15 protein-coding genes are annotated in these 16926 nt (G+C 71.2%); 8 read left to right on the forward strand and 7 right to left on the reverse strand.

The annotated features are described in order from the left end of the window. Positions 1 to 263: 263 nt before the first annotated feature. From FZC61_RS19885 to FZC61_RS19900, 4 genes are all read right to left on the reverse strand, one after another. Positions 264 to 1892, reverse strand: coding sequence for a phospholipase (locus tag FZC61_RS19885; RefSeq protein ID WP_148615930.1), 1629 nt, complete (start codon positions 1890 to 1892; stop codon positions 264 to 266). Between the two features lie 53 nt (positions 1893 to 1945). After that, the gene (locus FZC61_RS19890) at positions 1946 to 4168 is read right to left on the reverse strand and encodes an MMPL family transporter (RefSeq protein ID WP_148615931.1); all 2223 of its coding nucleotides are present in this window, start codon (positions 4166 to 4168) and stop codon (positions 1946 to 1948) included. Between the two features lie 3 nt (positions 4169 to 4171). Further along, positions 4172 to 4609, reverse strand: coding sequence for a hypothetical protein (locus tag FZC61_RS19895; protein WP_148615932.1), 438 nt, complete (start codon positions 4607 to 4609; stop codon positions 4172 to 4174). A 77-nt stretch (positions 4610 to 4686) separates the two neighbouring features. Further along, positions 4687 to 5358, reverse strand: a complete 672-nt coding sequence (locus FZC61_RS19900; RefSeq protein WP_170286198.1) for an LmeA family phospholipid-binding protein — start codon at positions 5356 to 5358, stop codon at positions 4687 to 4689. Between the two features lie 177 nt (positions 5359 to 5535). Here FZC61_RS19900 and FZC61_RS19905 point away from each other — a divergent pair, with 177 nt between their 5' ends. Then, a complete protein-coding gene (locus FZC61_RS19905; protein WP_148615934.1) occupies positions 5536 to 6270 on the forward strand; it encodes a response regulator transcription factor in 735 nt (244 codons plus the stop codon). Continuing rightward, complete coding sequence (locus tag FZC61_RS19910) at positions 6203 to 7750, forward strand: sensor histidine kinase (RefSeq protein ID WP_211357353.1); 1548 nt, start codon at positions 6203 to 6205, stop codon at positions 7748 to 7750. Before FZC61_RS19905 ends, FZC61_RS19910 begins: the two co-directional genes overlap by 68 nt. Positions 7751 to 7820: 70 nt before the next feature. On the opposite strand, the gene FZC61_RS19915 is transcribed toward FZC61_RS19910, so the two are convergent. Both FZC61_RS19915 and FZC61_RS19920 read right to left on the reverse strand, forming a co-directional pair. Next, positions 7821 to 8744, reverse strand: a complete 924-nt coding sequence (locus FZC61_RS19915; RefSeq protein WP_148615935.1) for an SMP-30/gluconolactonase/LRE family protein — start codon at positions 8742 to 8744, stop codon at positions 7821 to 7823. Next, a complete protein-coding gene (locus tag FZC61_RS19920) occupies positions 8744 to 10231 on the reverse strand; it encodes an MFS transporter (protein WP_148615936.1) in 1488 nt (495 codons plus the stop codon). The genes FZC61_RS19915 and FZC61_RS19920 overlap by 1 nt, the downstream gene beginning before the upstream one ends. A gap of 105 nt (positions 10232 to 10336) precedes the next feature. On the opposite strand from FZC61_RS19920, the gene FZC61_RS19925 reads away from it, so the two are divergent. The 4 genes from FZC61_RS19925 to FZC61_RS19940 all read left to right on the forward strand — a co-directional run bounded on the left by FZC61_RS19925 (position 10337) and on the right by FZC61_RS19940 (position 13738). After that, positions 10337 to 10759 (forward strand): MarR family winged helix-turn-helix transcriptional regulator, encoded by a 423-nt coding sequence (locus FZC61_RS19925; RefSeq protein WP_148615937.1) that lies wholly within the window; start codon positions 10337 to 10339, stop codon positions 10757 to 10759. Positions 10760 to 10915: 156 nt separating this feature from the next. Then, positions 10916 to 11554, forward strand: coding sequence for a potassium channel family protein (locus tag FZC61_RS19930; RefSeq protein ID WP_211357354.1), 639 nt, complete (start codon positions 10916 to 10918; stop codon positions 11552 to 11554). 554 nt (positions 11555 to 12108) lie between these two features. Beyond that, entirely contained in the window at positions 12109 to 12918 is an 810-nt protein-coding gene (locus FZC61_RS19935) for a hypothetical protein (protein WP_148615939.1), read from the forward strand. A 169-nt stretch (positions 12919 to 13087) separates the two neighbouring features. Beyond that, entirely contained in the window at positions 13088 to 13738 is a 651-nt protein-coding gene (locus FZC61_RS19940; protein WP_148615940.1) for a hypothetical protein, read from the forward strand. 14 nt (positions 13739 to 13752) lie between these two features. Here FZC61_RS19940 and FZC61_RS19945 read toward each other — a convergent pair whose 3' ends face one another. Further along, complete coding sequence (locus FZC61_RS19945) at positions 13753 to 14874, reverse strand: transposase (protein WP_148615941.1); 1122 nt, start codon at positions 14872 to 14874, stop codon at positions 13753 to 13755. Between the two features lie 437 nt (positions 14875 to 15311). Between FZC61_RS19945 and FZC61_RS19950 the strand changes: the two genes are divergently transcribed. Together FZC61_RS19950 and FZC61_RS19955 are read left to right on the forward strand one after the other, a co-directional pair. Next, positions 15312 to 16013 (forward strand): thiamine pyrophosphate-dependent enzyme, encoded by a 702-nt coding sequence (locus FZC61_RS19950; RefSeq protein WP_148615942.1) that lies wholly within the window; start codon positions 15312 to 15314, stop codon positions 16011 to 16013. Then, positions 16010 to 16915: a transketolase family protein gene (locus FZC61_RS19955; protein WP_148615943.1), complete on the forward strand. Its 906-nt coding sequence runs from the start codon at positions 16010 to 16012 to the stop codon at positions 16913 to 16915. Before FZC61_RS19950 ends, FZC61_RS19955 begins: the two co-directional genes overlap by 4 nt. Positions 16916 to 16926 lie beyond the last annotated feature (11 nt).

Genomic DNA, 16926 nt, shown 5'->3' on the forward strand with positions numbered 1-16926 from the left:
TCCACGGCTACCTCGGCGACGTCCCACCCGACGAGTACGAGGACACGTTCTACGCTCGTGCCAGGACCGACCAACCCCTGGTCGGAATCCAATAGCCCGAGCCTCTACAGAACCCAGGGCGATTCAATCTCAGTGAATGGAGTGTGAGAACTCCGGCCCCGACCGGGGTTCTCGCGCTTTCGACCCTCCCCGCGGGCGCCGGACCGATCATTGCCGGCGAGCGCACCGGCGGCGCGACGACATGAGCGCTGACGGCCGGGTGGTCAGTCCCGCGTGACCTGCATGGGGTCGTCGAGCGCCTGCGTGACGGCGATCCGTAACGCTGGAGACGGCGCGGAGTACCTGACGCCGGGGAACGGGGTGGGTCCGGGTCCACCGGGGTTGTAGAGACCGGCGTAGCCGGGCTCGTCGACCGGCATCTCCAGAGAGGTCACGGAGCGCGCGGCCTCGGCGTCGCCGGACAGGACGATGTCGATCTGGTTGTCGGCGTCCTCGGCATAGCAGTCGTCGTACGCCGAGGGCCTACCGTCCCCCAACCTGCGGCCGAGGTCGGAGAGGCCGAGCACCCGCAGGGTCCCTCCCGCCACCTCGTAGTCGACGCCGACCTCGCTCAGTTCGACAGGCCGGCCGTCAGGTCCGGTGGCGACCAGCCGGAAGTAGCGTTCGAAGTCGGTGGGCCGCAACCCGGTCACCCCGTCCGGGGAGAACCCGCCGGTCGTGAGCATCCGCAGCCGGAAGTCGGCCTCGTCTCCGTAGAGCGAGACCTCGTCGTTGGGCTGGTTCGCGCTGCCCAGCACGACGACCCCGCCCTCGCCCGGGGTCTCGGGATCTACGTTCGTGAGCTTGGCGGCGACCAGGGTCGGGCCGGTCATGTAGCCGCTGCTGTCCATGGTCAGGCTCAGCCCGGTGGCGTCGACGTCCCCCCCGGGCCCGGCAAGCCTGAGATCGGCGCCGTCGCCGGACTCCACGATGTCGATCCGGGCAGGGAACAACGCACCCTCACCGTCGCCACGGTCACCGAACTCCCCGAAGAGCACGACGGTCTGGCGTTCGTTCAGCTCCCAGTTGGGGACGACGCCGGCGGCCCGGGGGTAGACGACCTGCCCGTCGGTCAGCGTCAGCCGGAACTGGTCCGGCGCGATGGTGTCGGACCGCACCGGCCAGCTGAACACGACGGGGAGACCGTCGGCGTGCGCGATGTCGTCCCCATCCTCGGCGACCCGGAAGGCGCCGCCCAGGTGGTCGGTCACGGCAGCGCTGGTGCGTTGGGAGTCGTCGATGTCGGTTCCGGGCGCGCACTCGAGGTCGTCGGCCCAGGCTCCGCCGGCCGCGCGGACGGCGCCCTCCTCCAGAGCGGGTATCCCGATGGTGCCGTCGAAGCCGAGTCCGGCCGAGAGGATCTGCGGCGTCTGGGTGAAGTAGTCGGCAGCGACCAATCGACCGTCATAGAGCTGCGTGGTCATCGCCGAGAGGACAGCGGAGAGGGCGCTCGCGGCGACGACCCCTCCGGTAGCCGCGACGAGCCCGGCGCGAGCCGCCCACCGCCACCGCGGGATCTCCAGCAGGCGTGGCCGCGCCCGTCTCCGTGGCGTCGTCGCGAGCACCCGTACTGCCGCGGTCGCCAGCCCGACCGCGACGCCGATCAGCACCAAGGCCGCCACCGGAATCCGTCCACTCGTCACACACCAGGTCACCCCGAGCGTGAAGGTCTCGACCACGGCGAGGGCACCCACCCATGCGGCGGCCCCTGGGCGCTGCGCCCACACCAACGCAGCGACCACCGCGGCGGCGGCCACGACGACGAGGTTGCCGGCTACCCGCACAGGATCGACCTCGTCGACGACCACGTGGAGCGCGACGTCGAGCAGACTCCAGACCCCCGCGCCCGTCATCAGGACGGTGCCTCGATGCGCCGGTCCGGTCCAGCGCCCTCCCGGAAGGATCCTCACGCGGTCACCGCCGTCCGCTCGACGTCCTCGTCCGCAGTGGGGAGCGGACCCTCCAGGTCGAGGTGGGGCGTGATGCGGTCAAGCCAGGCGGGGAACCACCAGTTGCTGCGGCCCAGCAGGACCATGAGTCCGGGCACCAAGAGGCCACGCACGATCAGGGCATCGATGAGCACTGCGGCGCCGAGACCGAGTCCGAACATCTTGATCACCGGGTCGTCCTGACCGGTGAAGCTGATGAACACGCTGAACATGATGAGGGCGGCAGCCGTGACGACACGGCCTGAGAGCCCAAGGCCTCCCACCACCGCCTCGGTGTTGGCCTCGCGCGTGTCGCGACCGAGGTGGTGCCACCGCTCGGCGATGGAGCTGACGAGGAACACCTCGTAGTCCATGGAGAGCCCGAAGAGGATGGCGAACAACATCAGCGGCACGAAGCTCTCGATCGGCACCGGCCCGTCGAGGCCGACCAGGCCGATCCCGTAGCCCTCCTGGAAGACGAGGGTGAGGATGCCGAACGCGGCGCCGACCGACAGCAGATTCATCACCGCCGCCGTGAGCGGGATCACGACCGAGCGGAACAGCAGCACCAGGAGCAGGAAGCTGAGCAGGATCACCACCGAGATCACCAGCACCAGGCTGTCGCTCACCTGTTGGGTCAGGTCGATCTTGGCGGCGGTCTGCCCGCCCACGTGGAGCGACGTCCCCGCGACCTCGTAGGCCGGCAGCACCTCGTCGCGCAGGGTGCTAACGAGATCCCCCGTGGCGTCGTCACTCGGCGCTGTGGTCGGGACGACCTGCCACAGCGCAGCGGTCTGCGACTCCGCGACCGACGGCCCCTGGACCGAAGCGACCCCGGGCTGGTCGGTCAGCGCGCCGGTGAGCTCGGTCAGCGACGCCTCCAGGGCTGCCGGGTCGGCAACGGCTTCCTCCCCGAGGTCGGCCACGACCAGGAGCGGACCGTTCGACCCTGGACCGAAGTCGGCGGCCAGGAGGTCGTAGCTGGCGCGGGTCGAGGTACCGGTCGGGTCGTTGCCGTCGTCCTGCTGACCGAGGTCCATCAGCGTCACGGGGGCGATGACCAGCGCCAGCAGCAGGGTGGCCAGACCGACGACAGTTCGTGGTCGACGTGCAGTCGTCTCGCCGATCCGGCGCCACCATCCCTGCCCCGGCACGAGCGGATGCTTGCGCGGCAAGCTCCCCGCTTCCAGGCGCGCTCCGAGGAGGCCGATCACGGCCGGGAGCACGCCGAGGGCCGTGATGACGGCGAGGCCGACGCCGACTGCGGCGGTCCAGCCAAGTGCGGTGAGCAGGGGCAGGCCGGCGAGGAGCAGTCCGCCCAGTCCGATGGCGACCGTGGCGCCGGCGAAGAGGACCGCTGCCCCGGCGGTGGAGACGGCAGTGCCGACAGCTGGCTCGTGCTCGATCCCCTCGTGCCGCAGGGTGCGGTAGCGGACCAGGATGAACAGCGCGTAGTCGATGCCCACACCGAGCGAGATCATCGTGGCGACCGTCGTCGCCGTCCCGGGGATGGCATCGATCTGGCTGAGCAGGCCCACCGCGGCCAAACCTCCGACGAGCCCGATGAGCGCCGACAGGATCGGTACGCCCATCGCCGCCGCCGTCCCCAGGGCGACCAGCAGCACGATCGCGGCGACACCGATCCCGATGAGCTCGCTGGTGTGTCCGGGTTCCCCGGCCGCCGCGACGGCGAGCTGGCCACCCGGCATGGTCTCGAGACCGGCGTCGCGGGCCGGTTGGGCCGCGGCGAGCACGGCGTCGGAGGTCCCCTCGTCCAGTGCCGAGGAGGGCACGTCGAAGTACACCTGGGCGTAGGCGGTCGAGGCATCGCTGCTCAACCGCGGGGCGGGGCCACCGTCCTCCTCGGGGAAGGGGCTGAGCACCTGGGTGACGCCTGGGACCCCGGCCACAGCAGCGAGCGAGGCCTCTACGGCTTCGCGAGCCTGTGCGGTGTCGAGCTCACCGAGGTCGCCGGTGAAGAGAAGCGTCCCGTTGCCCAGCGCAGAGGTGGGGAACTCCTCCTCCTGAACGCTCTGGGCGGCGTTGCTGTCGCTGTCGGGGATCACGATCGTGTCGTCGATCGCTGTGCCGATCGCGCCCCAGGTACCGACCAGGATGAGCATCAGGAGCAGCCAGGCGCCCAGCACGCGGAGCGGGTGTCGGGCCGCGAGTCGTCCGTAGGCGTCGAGCTTGGTGCGCATGTCTCAGTCCTCGTTGTCGTGTGCGGGTTCGGGTGCGGTGGTCAGGGTCGGGCGATCCGGTTCGGGGGGTTCCGGCCGGAGGTAGAGGCTCGCTACCAGCAGCACGAGCAGCCCTGGGACCAGCAGGTACGACGCCGTCGCGCCGGGAGCGGTGCCGACCGTCTCGATCGGCTTCATCTGCCCGACCACGATGCGCAGCACGGGTTCGACCCACACCAGGAGTGCGGCGAGCGGCACCAGGCCGCGGTAGCGGAGCACGACGACCCACACCACGGCGGCGAGCATCAGCTGGGTCAGGCCCCACTGGGCAAACATCCCGATGATCACGTCACCGCCCTCCACGTCGGTGTCGATGGTGGCGATCGACTCGGCACCACCGTCGGGCGCGAGGATGTGCACCAGGCTGCGCCCGGTCAGCACCGCGCAGTAGAGGCCCAGCACCACAGGCACCCAACGCGGCCCGGGGAAATGGAGGGCATCGGCCGGCAGGAACCGCTCCCACGGGCTCCCGCGACCGTTCACGAGCAGGCCTCGGAGTCGGCGAGCAGCGCGGTGGGGTCGAGGTCGGCGTTGAGGACGAGGCCGGTGCCACTGACCTCGGCACCGGTGAGGGTGACGCCGTCGGGGAGGTCGGGCAGGGGCACGCTGCGTGGTTGCAGCTGCGTAGCCGCTTCGGGAGAGCGTTGTTCGATCAGGGGGAGGAAGCGAGACACCTGGATCTCCTGTCCTTGGGTGAGTAGCACGTCGGGTGTGACGCGGAGCTCGCCGTCGGCGACATCGACCGCCGCGAGCAGGGTGAGGCCGGGACCTTCGAGAGCCAGGTACCCGTCCTGCTCACCGGGCCGCAGGGCACCGCCCAGAGGTCCACCGAACGAGTCGAGCGGCAGGTTGGCCCAGCCGACGGTGACCCTCGCCGATCCGTCGCTCGCCGTACGGGGCCCGGAGCCGAATAACCCCACGTGTACGTCGTCCAGCCGTGCTTCCAGCGTCGCCCCCACCGGGGCGTCGCTCCCGAGGCTGCCGCCGATCCGGACGTCACCGAGGTGACCGCTGACCAGGTGCGGGGTGACGATGCTCAGATCCAGCTCGGCCGTCGGATCCGTCAGGCGGCAGGCCGCGCCCTCGGCCAGGTGATCTTCGACCAAGCGGTGCAGACCCCACTCGCCCCCCGCCAACGCGAGCACGGTCACGCCCGCGAGCACTGGGAGGTGGCGGCGTTTCCGTGAACGGGCGCTTGACGGTGCGAGTGGGGCCATGGCTGTACTCAACGGTGCCGACCTGTCGTCGACCCGCTGGGAACCTTCCCGTTTACTGACGATCGGCCTCCTCGGCGACCAGGGGCGTCCCCCGGGCCGCACACTGGGTCCGTGAGGGACCGCGCTGCTCGACCGCACCGGAGCGACACCAGCCTGCGATCACTGCGCGACGCTCGTGTCCTGGTCGTCGACGACGAGCCCGCCATCGCCGACCTGCTGCACCGCACGTTGCGCGTCGCCGGCTTCGCGACCCGTACAGCCGCCTCGTGCGGCGCAGCCATGGCCAGCGCCGCCGAGTGTCCACCCGAGCTGGCGATCCTGGACGTGATGCTTCCCGACGGCACGGGGTTCGACCTGTGCCACCAGCTCCGCGAGACCCATCCTGCCCTCGCCGTCGTCTTCCTGACCGCTCGGGACGCCCTCGAGGACCGGCTGACCGGTCTGAACCTCGGCGGGGACGACTACATCACCAAGCCGTTCAGCGTCGCCGAGGTGGTGGCCCGCGTCAACGCGGTGCTGCGCCGCAGCGGGGCTGGAGCGGCTTCGTCGGTGCTGCGGGTCGGCGACCTCGAGCTCGACGACGACTCGCACGAGGTCCAGCGCGCCGGCCAGCCCGTCGACCTCTCCCCCACCGAGTTCAAGCTGCTTCGGTTTCTGCTGGAGAACGCCGGCCGCGTGTTGTCCAAGCAGCAGATCCTGGCGCAGGTGTGGCAGTACGACTTCGCCGGTGACCCCGCGGTCGTCGAGAAGTTTGTCAGCCAGCTGCGTCGCAAGATAGATGACGGGCACCCGCAGCTGCTCCACACCGTGCGCGGATTCGGCTATGTGCTCCGGGTCAGTCCATGAGCGGGTCCAGGTGAGGGCTCGCTCTGCGACCATGCGCGGCCGATTGACCGTCGGCACCATGGTGCTCGTCGCCGCCGGCCTCCTCGCCGGCGACGTCACCGCCTACCTCGCGGTCCGCGCGTTCCTCGCCGACCGCGTCGACCGCAACCTGACGGTCGTGGCCGAGCGTGGCCGAGAAGCCGTGCTGCGCTCCAGCGGGGAACCGGTCACGGCGGAGACGGTCGAGCGGCTGATGCCGAGTGACGTCTACCTCGCGATGTACGACGCGAACGGGCGGCAGGTGTTCGAGCGGTCCACCCTCGACGGTGCCACGAGTGCGCGCACGGCCGAGAATCCAGTAGGTGATGACCCTGTCACCCTCGAGTCGGTTCCCGATGGTGACATTCGCGCTGTCGGGATCACGCTGCCTGATCAGCGACCGATGCGTTTCGTCGACGAGGGCGAGGCCTACGAAGTGACACGGCTGGTGGTCGGGATCTCGCGCGCTGACGATTCCGCCACCCTGCGCAACCTGGTGCACGTCGAGATCGCCTGTGCCGCTGTCATCCTGCTCTTCGTGCTCCTCGCCAGTCGTGGTGTGCTCTCCACCGGGCTCGCCCCCTTGCGCAGTGTCGTCGAGACCGCACGTCAGATCGGTCGTGGTGACCTCGGACGTCGACTACCGGTGGGCGACCCGCGCACCGAGGTGGGCGCTGTGTCCTTCGCCCTCAACCAGGCGTTCGACCAGCGGGAGGCCAGCGAGAGTCGGTTGCGGCGCTTCGTCGCCGATGCCTCGCACGAGCTCCGGACCCCGCTGAGCACGATTCACGGCTGGGCCGATCTCTACGTGAGCGGCGGCATCGACGACTGGGACGGCATCGACGACGCCATGACCCACATCCGGGCCGAGTCGCAGCGCATGAGCGACCTCGTCGACCAGTTGCTGACCCTGGCCCGCCTCGATGCCCATGAACCGCTCTCGCTCACGTTCCTCGACCTCAGCTCGGTCTGCGCGCAGGCAGTCGCCGACCTCCAGATCACCACCCGGACCCACGACGTCACCATTCACGCAGGACGGTTCGTCGAGGTCGCCGCCGACGCGACTGCGCTGCGCCGCGTCGTCGACAATCTCCTGACCAACGCCGTGCACCACACTCCCGACGGCACCGAGGTCGAGGTCCACGTCGCCGACGGCGCGTCCGGGGCCACCCTGACCGTGGTCGACCACGGCGGCGGACTCACCGACGCGCAGCGCACACGTGCCTTCGAGCGCTTCTGGCGGGCCGATGCCCAGCGCGCCGCCCCAGGCGGAACCGGACTCGGCCTGGCGATCACCCGTGACATCGTCGTCGCCCACGGTGGGACGATCAGCCTGAGCGAGACCGACGGGGGCGGCCTGACCGTCACCGTGCACTTCGACGCACGTGCCGCATCGTCGCGGCTGACATCTCCCGACCGCGACACGGCTCCGGGTGACCGACAGGCGCCACACCCGCAGTGAACGCACACCCCCGCACCCGCCGGCGCCGGCGGGGCGGACGGCTGTCGCGGGCTGCGCGGCGTGCCACCAGCTAGACGTGGAGAGCCACGAGGGCTCCGGCCGCAGACGTGTCGCCGGTGACGAGCCCACCGTTGTCGGTGACGACGTAGAGCACGGGGTTGCCGTCGTCGCCGCGGGCCAGCGTGCAGTCCGTGGCCCCGGCGACGTGCTCGGGGCCGGCCGCGATGACGGCGCGGCGCCCGTCGGGGTCCGCGCGCACGACCGTGTCGAAGACGTGGGTCGTCAGGTAGACCGTGCCGTCCTCGGCGAAGGCGAAGTCGTCGGCCGGCACGCCGGAGAGGACCACGGTGGGGTTCTGCAGGGCCCCGCGGTCGTCGACGTCGAAGCGCACGAGCCTGGCGGCGTCGGAGTTGGTGACGTACATCTGGTCGCCGAACACCTGGATCCCGTTGGCGCCCGGGGCCAGCGCCCCGGGACGAGCCCGCAGCACGTCGCCGGTGAAGGCGCGGTCGAGCGCGCCCGTGGCGGGGTCGATCGACCAGATGACCCCGAGCGCACTGTCGGCGAGGTAGACCGGGCCACCGGGTCCCGACGGGCCGAAGCTCACGCCGTTGGGCCACGAGCCGTCCGGTGTCGCAGCCAGCAGGTGTCCGTCACCGTCGGGCTCGACACGCCAGAGCCCCCGCCCCGCGGCGCTGCCGGTGGCGGCCATGAACAGGCCGCCGTCCGGAGCCACGGCCGTGACGCCGGCGGCCGTGCCGGGTGGCGGCGAGAACAGCGTGCGCTCACCTCCGTCCGCGGCTCGGCGGATCAGCTCACCGCGGATGCCTCGGGTGTCGCCGGTGGTGTGGTCGACCCTGGAGATGCCCGCCAGCACGAGGCTGTGGTCGGGGCCCTGGGCGACGCCCTCGAACCACAGACCGGTGCGATAGGTCTTGACCAGGGTGGCGGGGACGGGCTCGTAGGGCAGCTCGTCAGGGGTGGGCAGCAGCATCAGGATCCTCCGAGGGTGGTCGAGCCGGACGGGTGGTCGGACGGCACGGACGGGGACGGCGGCCTGCTCGAGGACCGGCCACGCTGACCGAGCACGACTGCGACGGCACTGGCCAGCAGCACGGCCGCACCGATCCGGAAGGACCAGCCGAACCCGGCCGTCGCGGCGGCAGCAGCAGATAGCCCTCCGGCGTCGAGGCCCCGCGCGTGGGCGGTGCCGAGGCTCACCAGTGCGGCGAGCCCGACAGCGCCGCCGACCTGCAGCACGGTGTTCTGCAGGCCGCTGGCCAGACCGACCTCTGCCGGCCGGACGTCACTGAGGCCGGCCAGGGTCACGGCGGGTATGGCGAGCCCGTTGCCGAGACCGAGCACGACCAGCCCGAGCAGGAGGTCGTCCACGTAGCTGCCATCGGCCGTCAGCCGGGACAGCACGGTGAGGCCGGCGCAGGCGACCAGCAGGCCGGGAGCAAGCACGGATCGGGCGCCGTGGCGACGCGTGGCGGCACTCGAGGCGGCGATGCCGATCACCAGCGCCACGCCGTAGGGCACGTAGGCCAGGCCGGCCCTCAGCGGCGAGAACCCGAGGACGTCCTGGAGGAAGAGGGTCACGGAGAAGAACGTGGCGAAGAAAGCCGCCATCACGGCCAGCCCGGCGACGTACGCCGTGGCGCGGGTGCGGTGCCGTAGGAAACGCAGCGGCACCAGGGGCTCGCGGCTGCTGGCCTCCACGACCATGAAGCCCGCTCCGGCGACCATCGAGACGACCAGCGGGACCGCCGTCTCGGCGCGGCCCCACCCGGACAAGCCGGCCTCGAGCAGGGCGTAGATCAGGCTGACCAGGCTCGTGGTGGCGAGCGCCGCACCCGCCCAGTCCGGGCGTCGTCTCACGGGCGCCCGGCTCTCGGCGACCAGGCGCGGGAGCGCCACCAGGCAGAACGCCGCCACGGGCAGGTTGACGAAGAAGATCCACCGCCAGCTCGCGAGGTCGGCCAGCACCCCCGAGAGCACCACCCCGGTGGTGCCGCCCAGGGCGGCCAGGCCGCCCCAGATGCTGAACGCCCGAGCCCGCTCGGCGGCATCGGTGAACAGCAGGGTCACCATCGACAGCGCGGCTGGCGCGACCGCGGCGGCGCCGAGCCCCTGCACGAACCGGCTGGCGATCAACGTGCCACCGTCCTGAGCCGCCCCGCAGGCGCCGGAGGCCACCGCGAACAGCAGCACGCCCACCAGGTAGGTGCGTCGCCGCCCGGCCCCGTCGGCGACCCGACCGCCGAGCAGGAGGAGCCCGCCGAAGGTGATGACGTAGGCGTTGACCACCCACGCCAGCCCGGTCGGGCTCAGGCCCAGGTCACGCTGCACCGACGGCAGCGCGACGTTCACCACGGTGTTGTCGAGGACGAGCATGAACTGGACGAGCGCGAGCACGAACAACGCGCGCCACCGCTGGGGATTCGGCTGCGCGGACGAACCAACGTCCTCCGACTCCATCGAGCACCTCTTTCCTTCGTTGACCCGATCATTGATGTCCTGAAGTAATTGTCACGCTACCCCGATCTTTGATGTTGTCAACTGTTTCTGTCGTAGCCTGGTGCGATGCCCACGTCGAAGCGGCTCCACGGACGCCAGGACGCCGAGCTCGTCGGCCTCGTCTTCCAGCTCACGGATGCGCTGCAGCACCGCTTCGAGTCCGTCGCGGTCCAGCACGGACTGACCCGGCAGCAGGCGACCCTGCTCGGTCTGCTCGAGGAACCGCAGCCCATGAGTGTGCTCGCCGAGCGGCTGCGCCGCGTCGCCAGCAACATCACCGGGCTGGTCGACCGCCTCGAGCGCCAGGGCCTGGTGACACGCGAACGCAGCAGCGAGGACCGGCGCGTGATCGTCATCTCCGCCACCCGCGACGGCCGCGACCTCTACGCCCGGTTCGAGAAGGCGCTCTACAGCCAGGACCTCCCCTTCGCCGCGCTCGACAGCGAGCAGCGAGCCACCCTGCTGTCCCTGCTGCGCCCGCTCGTGTGAGGACACCGGCACCTTCGCCGGCACCCTCACCGGCCCCCTCGCCGGCCCCGCGCCGCCGCTCCCCGAGGCGCGCCCACGCATCCTGCGTGGTGCTCGACCGGCGATCGCCGAGCAGCACCACGCATGCCGACGCCCGATCGGGGCAGAGACCCTGCCGTGACGACGTCTCGGGTCAAGCGGTGGGAAGCCCGCACGGAGGTCCCCCTCGTGCTGTTGGCGGTCGCGTTCCTGGTCGCCTACGCGTGGCCGGTGCTCGACCCGCGGCTGGACTCCTCCGTCGAGACCGCACTGGCGGTCACCTCGTGGACCGTCTGGGTCGTCTTCGCACTCGACTTCGCCGTCCGGCTCGTCCTGGCCGACCAGCGAGGGTCCTACGCAAGACGTCACTGGTACGACGTCGCCCTGATCGCGTTGCCGATGCTGCGACCCCTGCGCCTGCTGCGCCTGCTGGCGCTGGCCCGGATGCTCAACCGGGGCTTCGCCGGCACGGTCGCGGGCCGCGTCACCAGCTATGTCGTCGGCACGGCGGTGGCCGCGGTGGGTCTGGCAGCCCTGGCGGTCCTCGACGCCGAGCGCGACGCACCGGGCGCGACGATCACGACGTTCGGCGACGCACTGTGGTGGGCGACCACGACCCTGACCACCGTGGGGTACGGCGACCTCTACCCGGTCACCACCACCGGCCGGCTGGTCGCCGTGGCACTGATGCTCACCGGCCTCGCGGTCCTCGGGACCATCACCGCCTCCGCGGCTACGTGGTTCGTCTCGCAGGCGCCTGCGCGTCACCACGACTAGAGACCTCGTCCCGGGCGCGCCGTACGCGCGCAGGCACGGACGCCAGGGCACTGGGCCGGCCGGAAGACCCGAAAACGACCTCGGCTACGCCGGCCTGCGCGCGGCGCTCGACCTCGAGTCCGACGGCGCACCCGAGCTGCTGTCCCTGGCCACCGCCACGGTCGCCCTGCTGGGCCACCTGTCGCGTGACCGCCCCCTCCTGGTGGTCGTCGACGACCTCCAGTGGGTCGACCGCGCGAGCCTGCTGCTGCTCAGCGTGGTGGCTCGACGGCTCGGCGGCCGCGCCGTCGCGCTCCTGCTGGCCCAGCGCTCGGGCCACGAGACGTTCTTCGACCGGGCGTCGATCCCCACCCTGGAGCTGTCGCCCCTCTCCGCCGACGACGCGGCCGCCCTCCTGCGGGCCAGCTACCCCCACGTGCATCCCTCGGTGGGCCAGCGGGTCGTCGCCGAGGCGGGCGGCAACCCGTTGGCCCTGATCGAGCTGCCCCGAGGACTGACCACCACCCAGGAGGGAGACGGCCGCCGACACCCTGCCGGCGACCCTGCCGCACAGCGTGCGGCTGCGACGGCTCTTCGACTCCCGGATCGCAGCGCTCCCCGGACCCAGCAGGCGGCTGCTGCTCCTCGCGGCGCTGCACCACGGGGACGACGCGGCGTTGGTGCAGATCTTCGCCGGGTCCGCGGCCCAGCTCGCCCTCTGCGAGGTCGCCGGCCTCGTGACGGTGCACCCCGACCCGCAACGGCTGCGCTTCAGCCACCCGCTCGTGCGGGCGGCGGTCGTCGACCAGGCCAGCGACCCCGAACGTCGTGCGGCCCACCGCCGCCTGGCCGACCTGGCGCGCGACCGTCACGTCCGGGACCTCGCCGACCTGTCGACGGGACCGGCGCAGGCCCGGCGGCTGGCCGCCGCGGCGTACCTCGGCGCCAACGTCACCGGGAGCCTGGCCGGTGCGTCCGCGCTGCTCGCGCGCGCCCGTACGGCGGACCCGGACGCGACCGGCACGCTGCAGATGGCCACCGCGGCGGCGGCGCACCTGCTCAACACCGACGGTGACGTGGACACCGCGCACCGCATGCTGCTCGGCGCCCTGGTCCCCTCGCCTGCCGACCCTGCGAGCCCGACCTCCGACCTCCACCTGTGTCCCTACTGCCAGCAGGAGTTCGCGGACGCCGACGACCTGCGCCACCACCTCGAGGTGGTGGTCAACAACGCGGTGCACATGTTGATGCTGGTGTGCGCCTTCGGCGGTCGCGAGGACCTGGACACGGGCGCAGATCGACACGATCAGCAAGGGATGGTGGGTGCTGCTGGTGACCGGGCTGGTCAGCCTGGTGGCCGGCGCCCTGGCCGCGTCGCCGGCTGACCAGCCGCCCCCCCTTACGATTTCAGTGAGATAAGCGGGTGGCGCATTGCCGCAACTGCGACAGTCCGGCACAGTCCCTCTCGTGACGTCGCACCCCCGCTGGCTTGCTCGCCACCTGGACGGCGAGCGGGACATGGTGTGGCACGAACTGCGCCAGCTCGGTGCTCAGGTGCGCGACCCCAAGTTCGCCGACGAGGCTCAAGCGGTCTGTGACGAGATGGCCCGCCGGGCGCGCCGCAACATCGAGGTGCTCATCGAGCGGTTGCTCGAGCAGGGCTACCGGTTCCACGAGAACGACGACGACGGCACACCCGTCCAACCCTTGACCGGCCCGGGGCCAGACACGGAGGACTTCGTCGCCTGGCTTGACCAGACCTTCGGTCCCGTCCCGATGGTGTTGTCGTCGTGGGTGCGCATCGTCGGCGACGTGTGGATGGTCGGCACCCACCCCGACTGGGAGACCTCGGCCGCGTCGGACCCGCTCGTCGTCGAGGTAGCGGGCTTGCGCTACCCCAGGGACGACGTCCGCCCGTACTTGCTCGACGAGTTCGAGCAGTGGCGCGAGTACCCGGAGGGCAGGCCGTTCCAGCTGCCCGTCGCGCCGGACCACCTGCACAAGAACAACGTCAGCGGTGGTGCGCCGTATGGCCTTGTCCTTCCTGACGCCTGCGCCGACGCACTCATGGTCACCGACACGGCGACGTCGTTCGTCTCGTACCTCCAGAGGGTGTTTGACACCGGTGGCTTCCCCCGGTCGAGCGGGCACGACCGGCAGTGGGCCGTGACGCGAGCGCTCGCGTCTGGTCTCGAGCCGGTCTGACCAGCCGCCAACCCTCAGAAGTCGATTCCGACCGGCTCCGCCTCCTGCTGTGCGACCGCGCCAGCGGACGCTGCGGGCTTGGGTGGCTGGCCGGTCTTCTTCCGCGCTGCGTTGCGCAGCTCCTTCGCGGCCTTCTCCGCTGGGGTGGACCATAGGCTGTAGGTGCGCTGCTGGCTGGTCTTCGGTCCCCACGAGTCGTACAAGGCGCGGTAGCGGCGCGACGGCATGCCCGCGTGCTTGGCGAGGTGGGCGCGGATGTCGATGGCGTAGACGCCGGCGTCGTCGGCACGTAGATGGGCCAGCCGGACCAGCTCTAGCAGGAGGTCCATGCGAGCTCGGTTTCGGAAGGTCCAGCGGCGCGACTCGAGCACCGCGCGGACGCGGCGGATGGGCTCCTCGATGGCGCCGTTGCCGTACACCGGCGGCAGGCTCGGTCGGCGGTCGGTCTGGGCGCGCATCCGGCGCCGCCAGTACGCCACCCACTTGCGGCCGTTCGCCGCCGCGGGGTGGTCGGTGACGGCGGCGTCGAACGCGTCCCAGCCGGCTCGGGACTGGAGCGCGGCGTGCAGGAGCTCCCAGAGCGGGTCGTCGTACTCGACGCCGTCCTTGCGGAGCGCCTGGCGGCCCTTCTCGATGATGTGGAACTCGCACAGCTGGATGGGCACGGCGTTCTTGCCGCGGCCCCAGTGCCGCTGAACCGCCCCGATGATGCCGTAGTCGCGGTCACAGACCACCGACAGCGGCCGGCCGGGCAGGCTGGCCAGGAACTCCTCCCAGGCTGGGCCGTCGTTCGTCGGAGCGGCCGCGAGCTTCCACAGCCGGCCGTTCTCGCCGTCCTTGTCGTAGCCGTACGCCGCCAGCACGCTGAACAGGTCGAAGGTCTGTCCAGAGCGGTTGTTGGTCCAGATGAACCGGGTGCTGTCCAGGACGAGCACGGCTGGCCACTCGGTCTCCTGGTGGCGGGCTGCGACCACGGGCACGAAGTCGGCCATCCACTCCGCGACTGTCTGCCCGTTCACGACTTCCCGCAGTGCCGCGGTCTTGCCGACGTTGGCGGTCATCCGGACACGCTTCGCTGCGTCGGTGTAGCTCATCCCACGGCCCAGGTTCACCAGCGCGGTCGCGACCTCGCGCACCAGGTACTCGAACTCCGCAGGTGCGCCCGGTCCCTGGTGCGCCTCGAGATGGTTCTCGCACTCGACGCAGGTCCCGTCGAGCGCGCGTGTCCTGCTCATCGCACCCAGGAACCGGTGGTAGCTGTTGTCCGGGCTGATGCACCGCCACCGCTGCCGTTCCCTGCCACCGGTCCGCTGGACCCCGTCCCGTACGACTCGCGCGTCGGTGTGGCCGCGGGGGCAGGCCGGCGAGCTGGACACGAACTCAGGGTCGCACGAACCGCCGACTCATCTCACTGAAATCGTAAGGGGGGCCAGCCGCTGAGCCGCGTCGGTCAGCACGATGCTCCCGCACCACCGTCAGCGGCCACCGTCACGTCGAAGGCGTCCCACTCACGACCCGGCCGTGGTCGACGCGACTTGACTTCAAGTGCACTTGAGTTTGCAGCATCGCCGCCATGACGCGATCCCTGGATGCCCTGACCCGCACGACCGGCTACGACGACCTACCCGGCCTGATGAGCCTGATGACCGGTGACGAGAAGCACTCCCCCGCCGCGACCTCGACCCTCGACGTGCTGTGGGTCCTCTACGACCGGGTCCTGAGGGTCTCTCCCGACACGGTCGACGACCCGTCTCGTGACCGCTTCTACCTCTCGAAGGGTCACGGTCCGATGGCCTACTACGCGACGCTGGCCGCCCAGGGGTTCTTCCCGGTCTCGTGGCTGCCGGCGTGGGCGACCTGGGACTCACCCCTCGGCCACCACCCGGACCGCGTCCTGGTGCCGGGGGTGGAGATCTCGAGCGGCTCGCTCGGCCACGGGTTGCCACTCGCCCTGGGATCCGCACTCGGGCTCCGGGCGCAGGACCTCGACTCGCGGGTCGTGGTGCTGGTCGGTGACGCAGAGCTGGACGAGGGGAGCAACCAGGAGGCACGTGAGCTGGCCGGGGCCTGGGGCCTGGACCGGCTCACCGCGGTCGTGATCGACAACCGGTCGTCGACGTGGAACGAGCCGGGCCTCGTCGCGCGCCGCTTCGAGACCGAGGGCTGGGCCGTGACGACGGTCGACGGACGGGATCACGCCCAGCTGGAGGCGACCCTGAGCCGCCGGGTGCCCGGGCGTCCGACGGCCGTCGTGGCGCAGTTGGAGCCGAAGTGACGACCCCTCGAGAGGCCTTCGCCCGCACGGCCGGCCAGCTGGTCGACGACGACGGGTCGATGGCGCTCGTCTACGCCGAGATCAGCGGCCAGTACTTCGCCGACGTCGAGCGCCGCCATCCCCGACGGGTGGTCAACGTCGGCATCCGCGAGCAGCTGATGGTCAGCGTCGGCGCGGGCCTGGCTCTCACCGGCCTGCGCCCGATCGTGCACACCTTCGCCTCCTTCCTGGTCGAACGAGCCTTCGAGCAGGTCAAGCTCGGGTTCAACCACCAAGACGTCGGCGGTGTCCTGGTCGGCTCGGCCGGATCCTTCGACATCGCCAGCGGGGGCCGGACCCATCAGTCCCCCGGGGACGTCGCCCTCGTCGACACCCTGGCCGGCTGGGCCGTCCACGTGCCAGGCACGGCCACCGAGGTCGAGGAGGCGACCCGACTGGCGGTGGCCGGGTCGGGGAGGGACTACATCCGCGTCGTCGAGCAGCAGAACCAGGTGTCGTACCCCGTCCGACCGGGCCGCTTCCACGTCGTACGGCGAGGGTCGGGCCCGGTGGTCGTCGCCGTGGGACCCACCCTGTCGACGGTGCTGACGGCCACGACCGACCTCGACGTGACCGTCCTGTACGCCAACGTCGTGCGGCCCTTCGACCACCGGACGCTGCGCGCCGTGGCGGGCGGGACCCCGGAGGTCGTGCTCATCGAGCCGTACCTCGCCGGGACCTCGGCGCGGCTGGTCGCGGAGACCTTCGTCGACGTGCCGCACCGGCTGCTGTCGCTGGGAGTCGGCCGAGAGGAGCTGCGTCGCTACGGGATGCCCGAGGACCACATCGCCTCGCACGGGCTGGACGTCGTGGGCGTGCGTCGCGCGGTCGTGGCCTGGACGGGTGGGCAGGGGCCGGCATGACTTCTGGCCAG

The sequence above is a fragment of the Nocardioides rubriscoriae genome (assembly GCF_008087085.1).
GTDB classification, from domain to species: Bacteria; Actinomycetota; Actinomycetes; order Propionibacteriales; family Nocardioidaceae; genus Nocardioides; species Nocardioides rubriscoriae.

Excerpts from the sequence above, each read along its gene's own strand:
- FZC61_RS19885 (WP_148615930.1), bottom strand. The coding sequence starts at position 1,892 with ATGACGGGCGCGGGGGTCTGGAGTCTGCTCGACGTCGCGCTCCACGTG.
- FZC61_RS19890 (WP_148615931.1), bottom strand. The coding sequence starts at position 4,168 with ATGCGCACCAAGCTCGACGCCTACGGACGACTCGCGGCCCGACACCCG.
- FZC61_RS19910 (WP_211357353.1), top strand. The coding sequence starts at position 6,203 with ATGACGGGCACCCGCAGCTGCTCCACACCGTGCGCGGATTCGGCTATG.
- FZC61_RS19915 (WP_148615935.1), bottom strand. The coding sequence starts at position 8,744 with ATGCTGCTGCCCACCCCTGACGAGCTGCCCTACGAGCCCGTCCCCGCC.
- FZC61_RS19920 (WP_148615936.1), bottom strand. The coding sequence starts at position 10,231 with ATGGAGTCGGAGGACGTTGGTTCGTCCGCGCAGCCGAATCCCCAGCGG.
- FZC61_RS19925 (WP_148615937.1), top strand. The coding sequence starts at position 10,337 with ATGCCCACGTCGAAGCGGCTCCACGGACGCCAGGACGCCGAGCTCGTC.
- FZC61_RS19950 (WP_148615942.1), top strand. The coding sequence starts at position 15,312 with ATGACGCGATCCCTGGATGCCCTGACCCGCACGACCGGCTACGACGAC.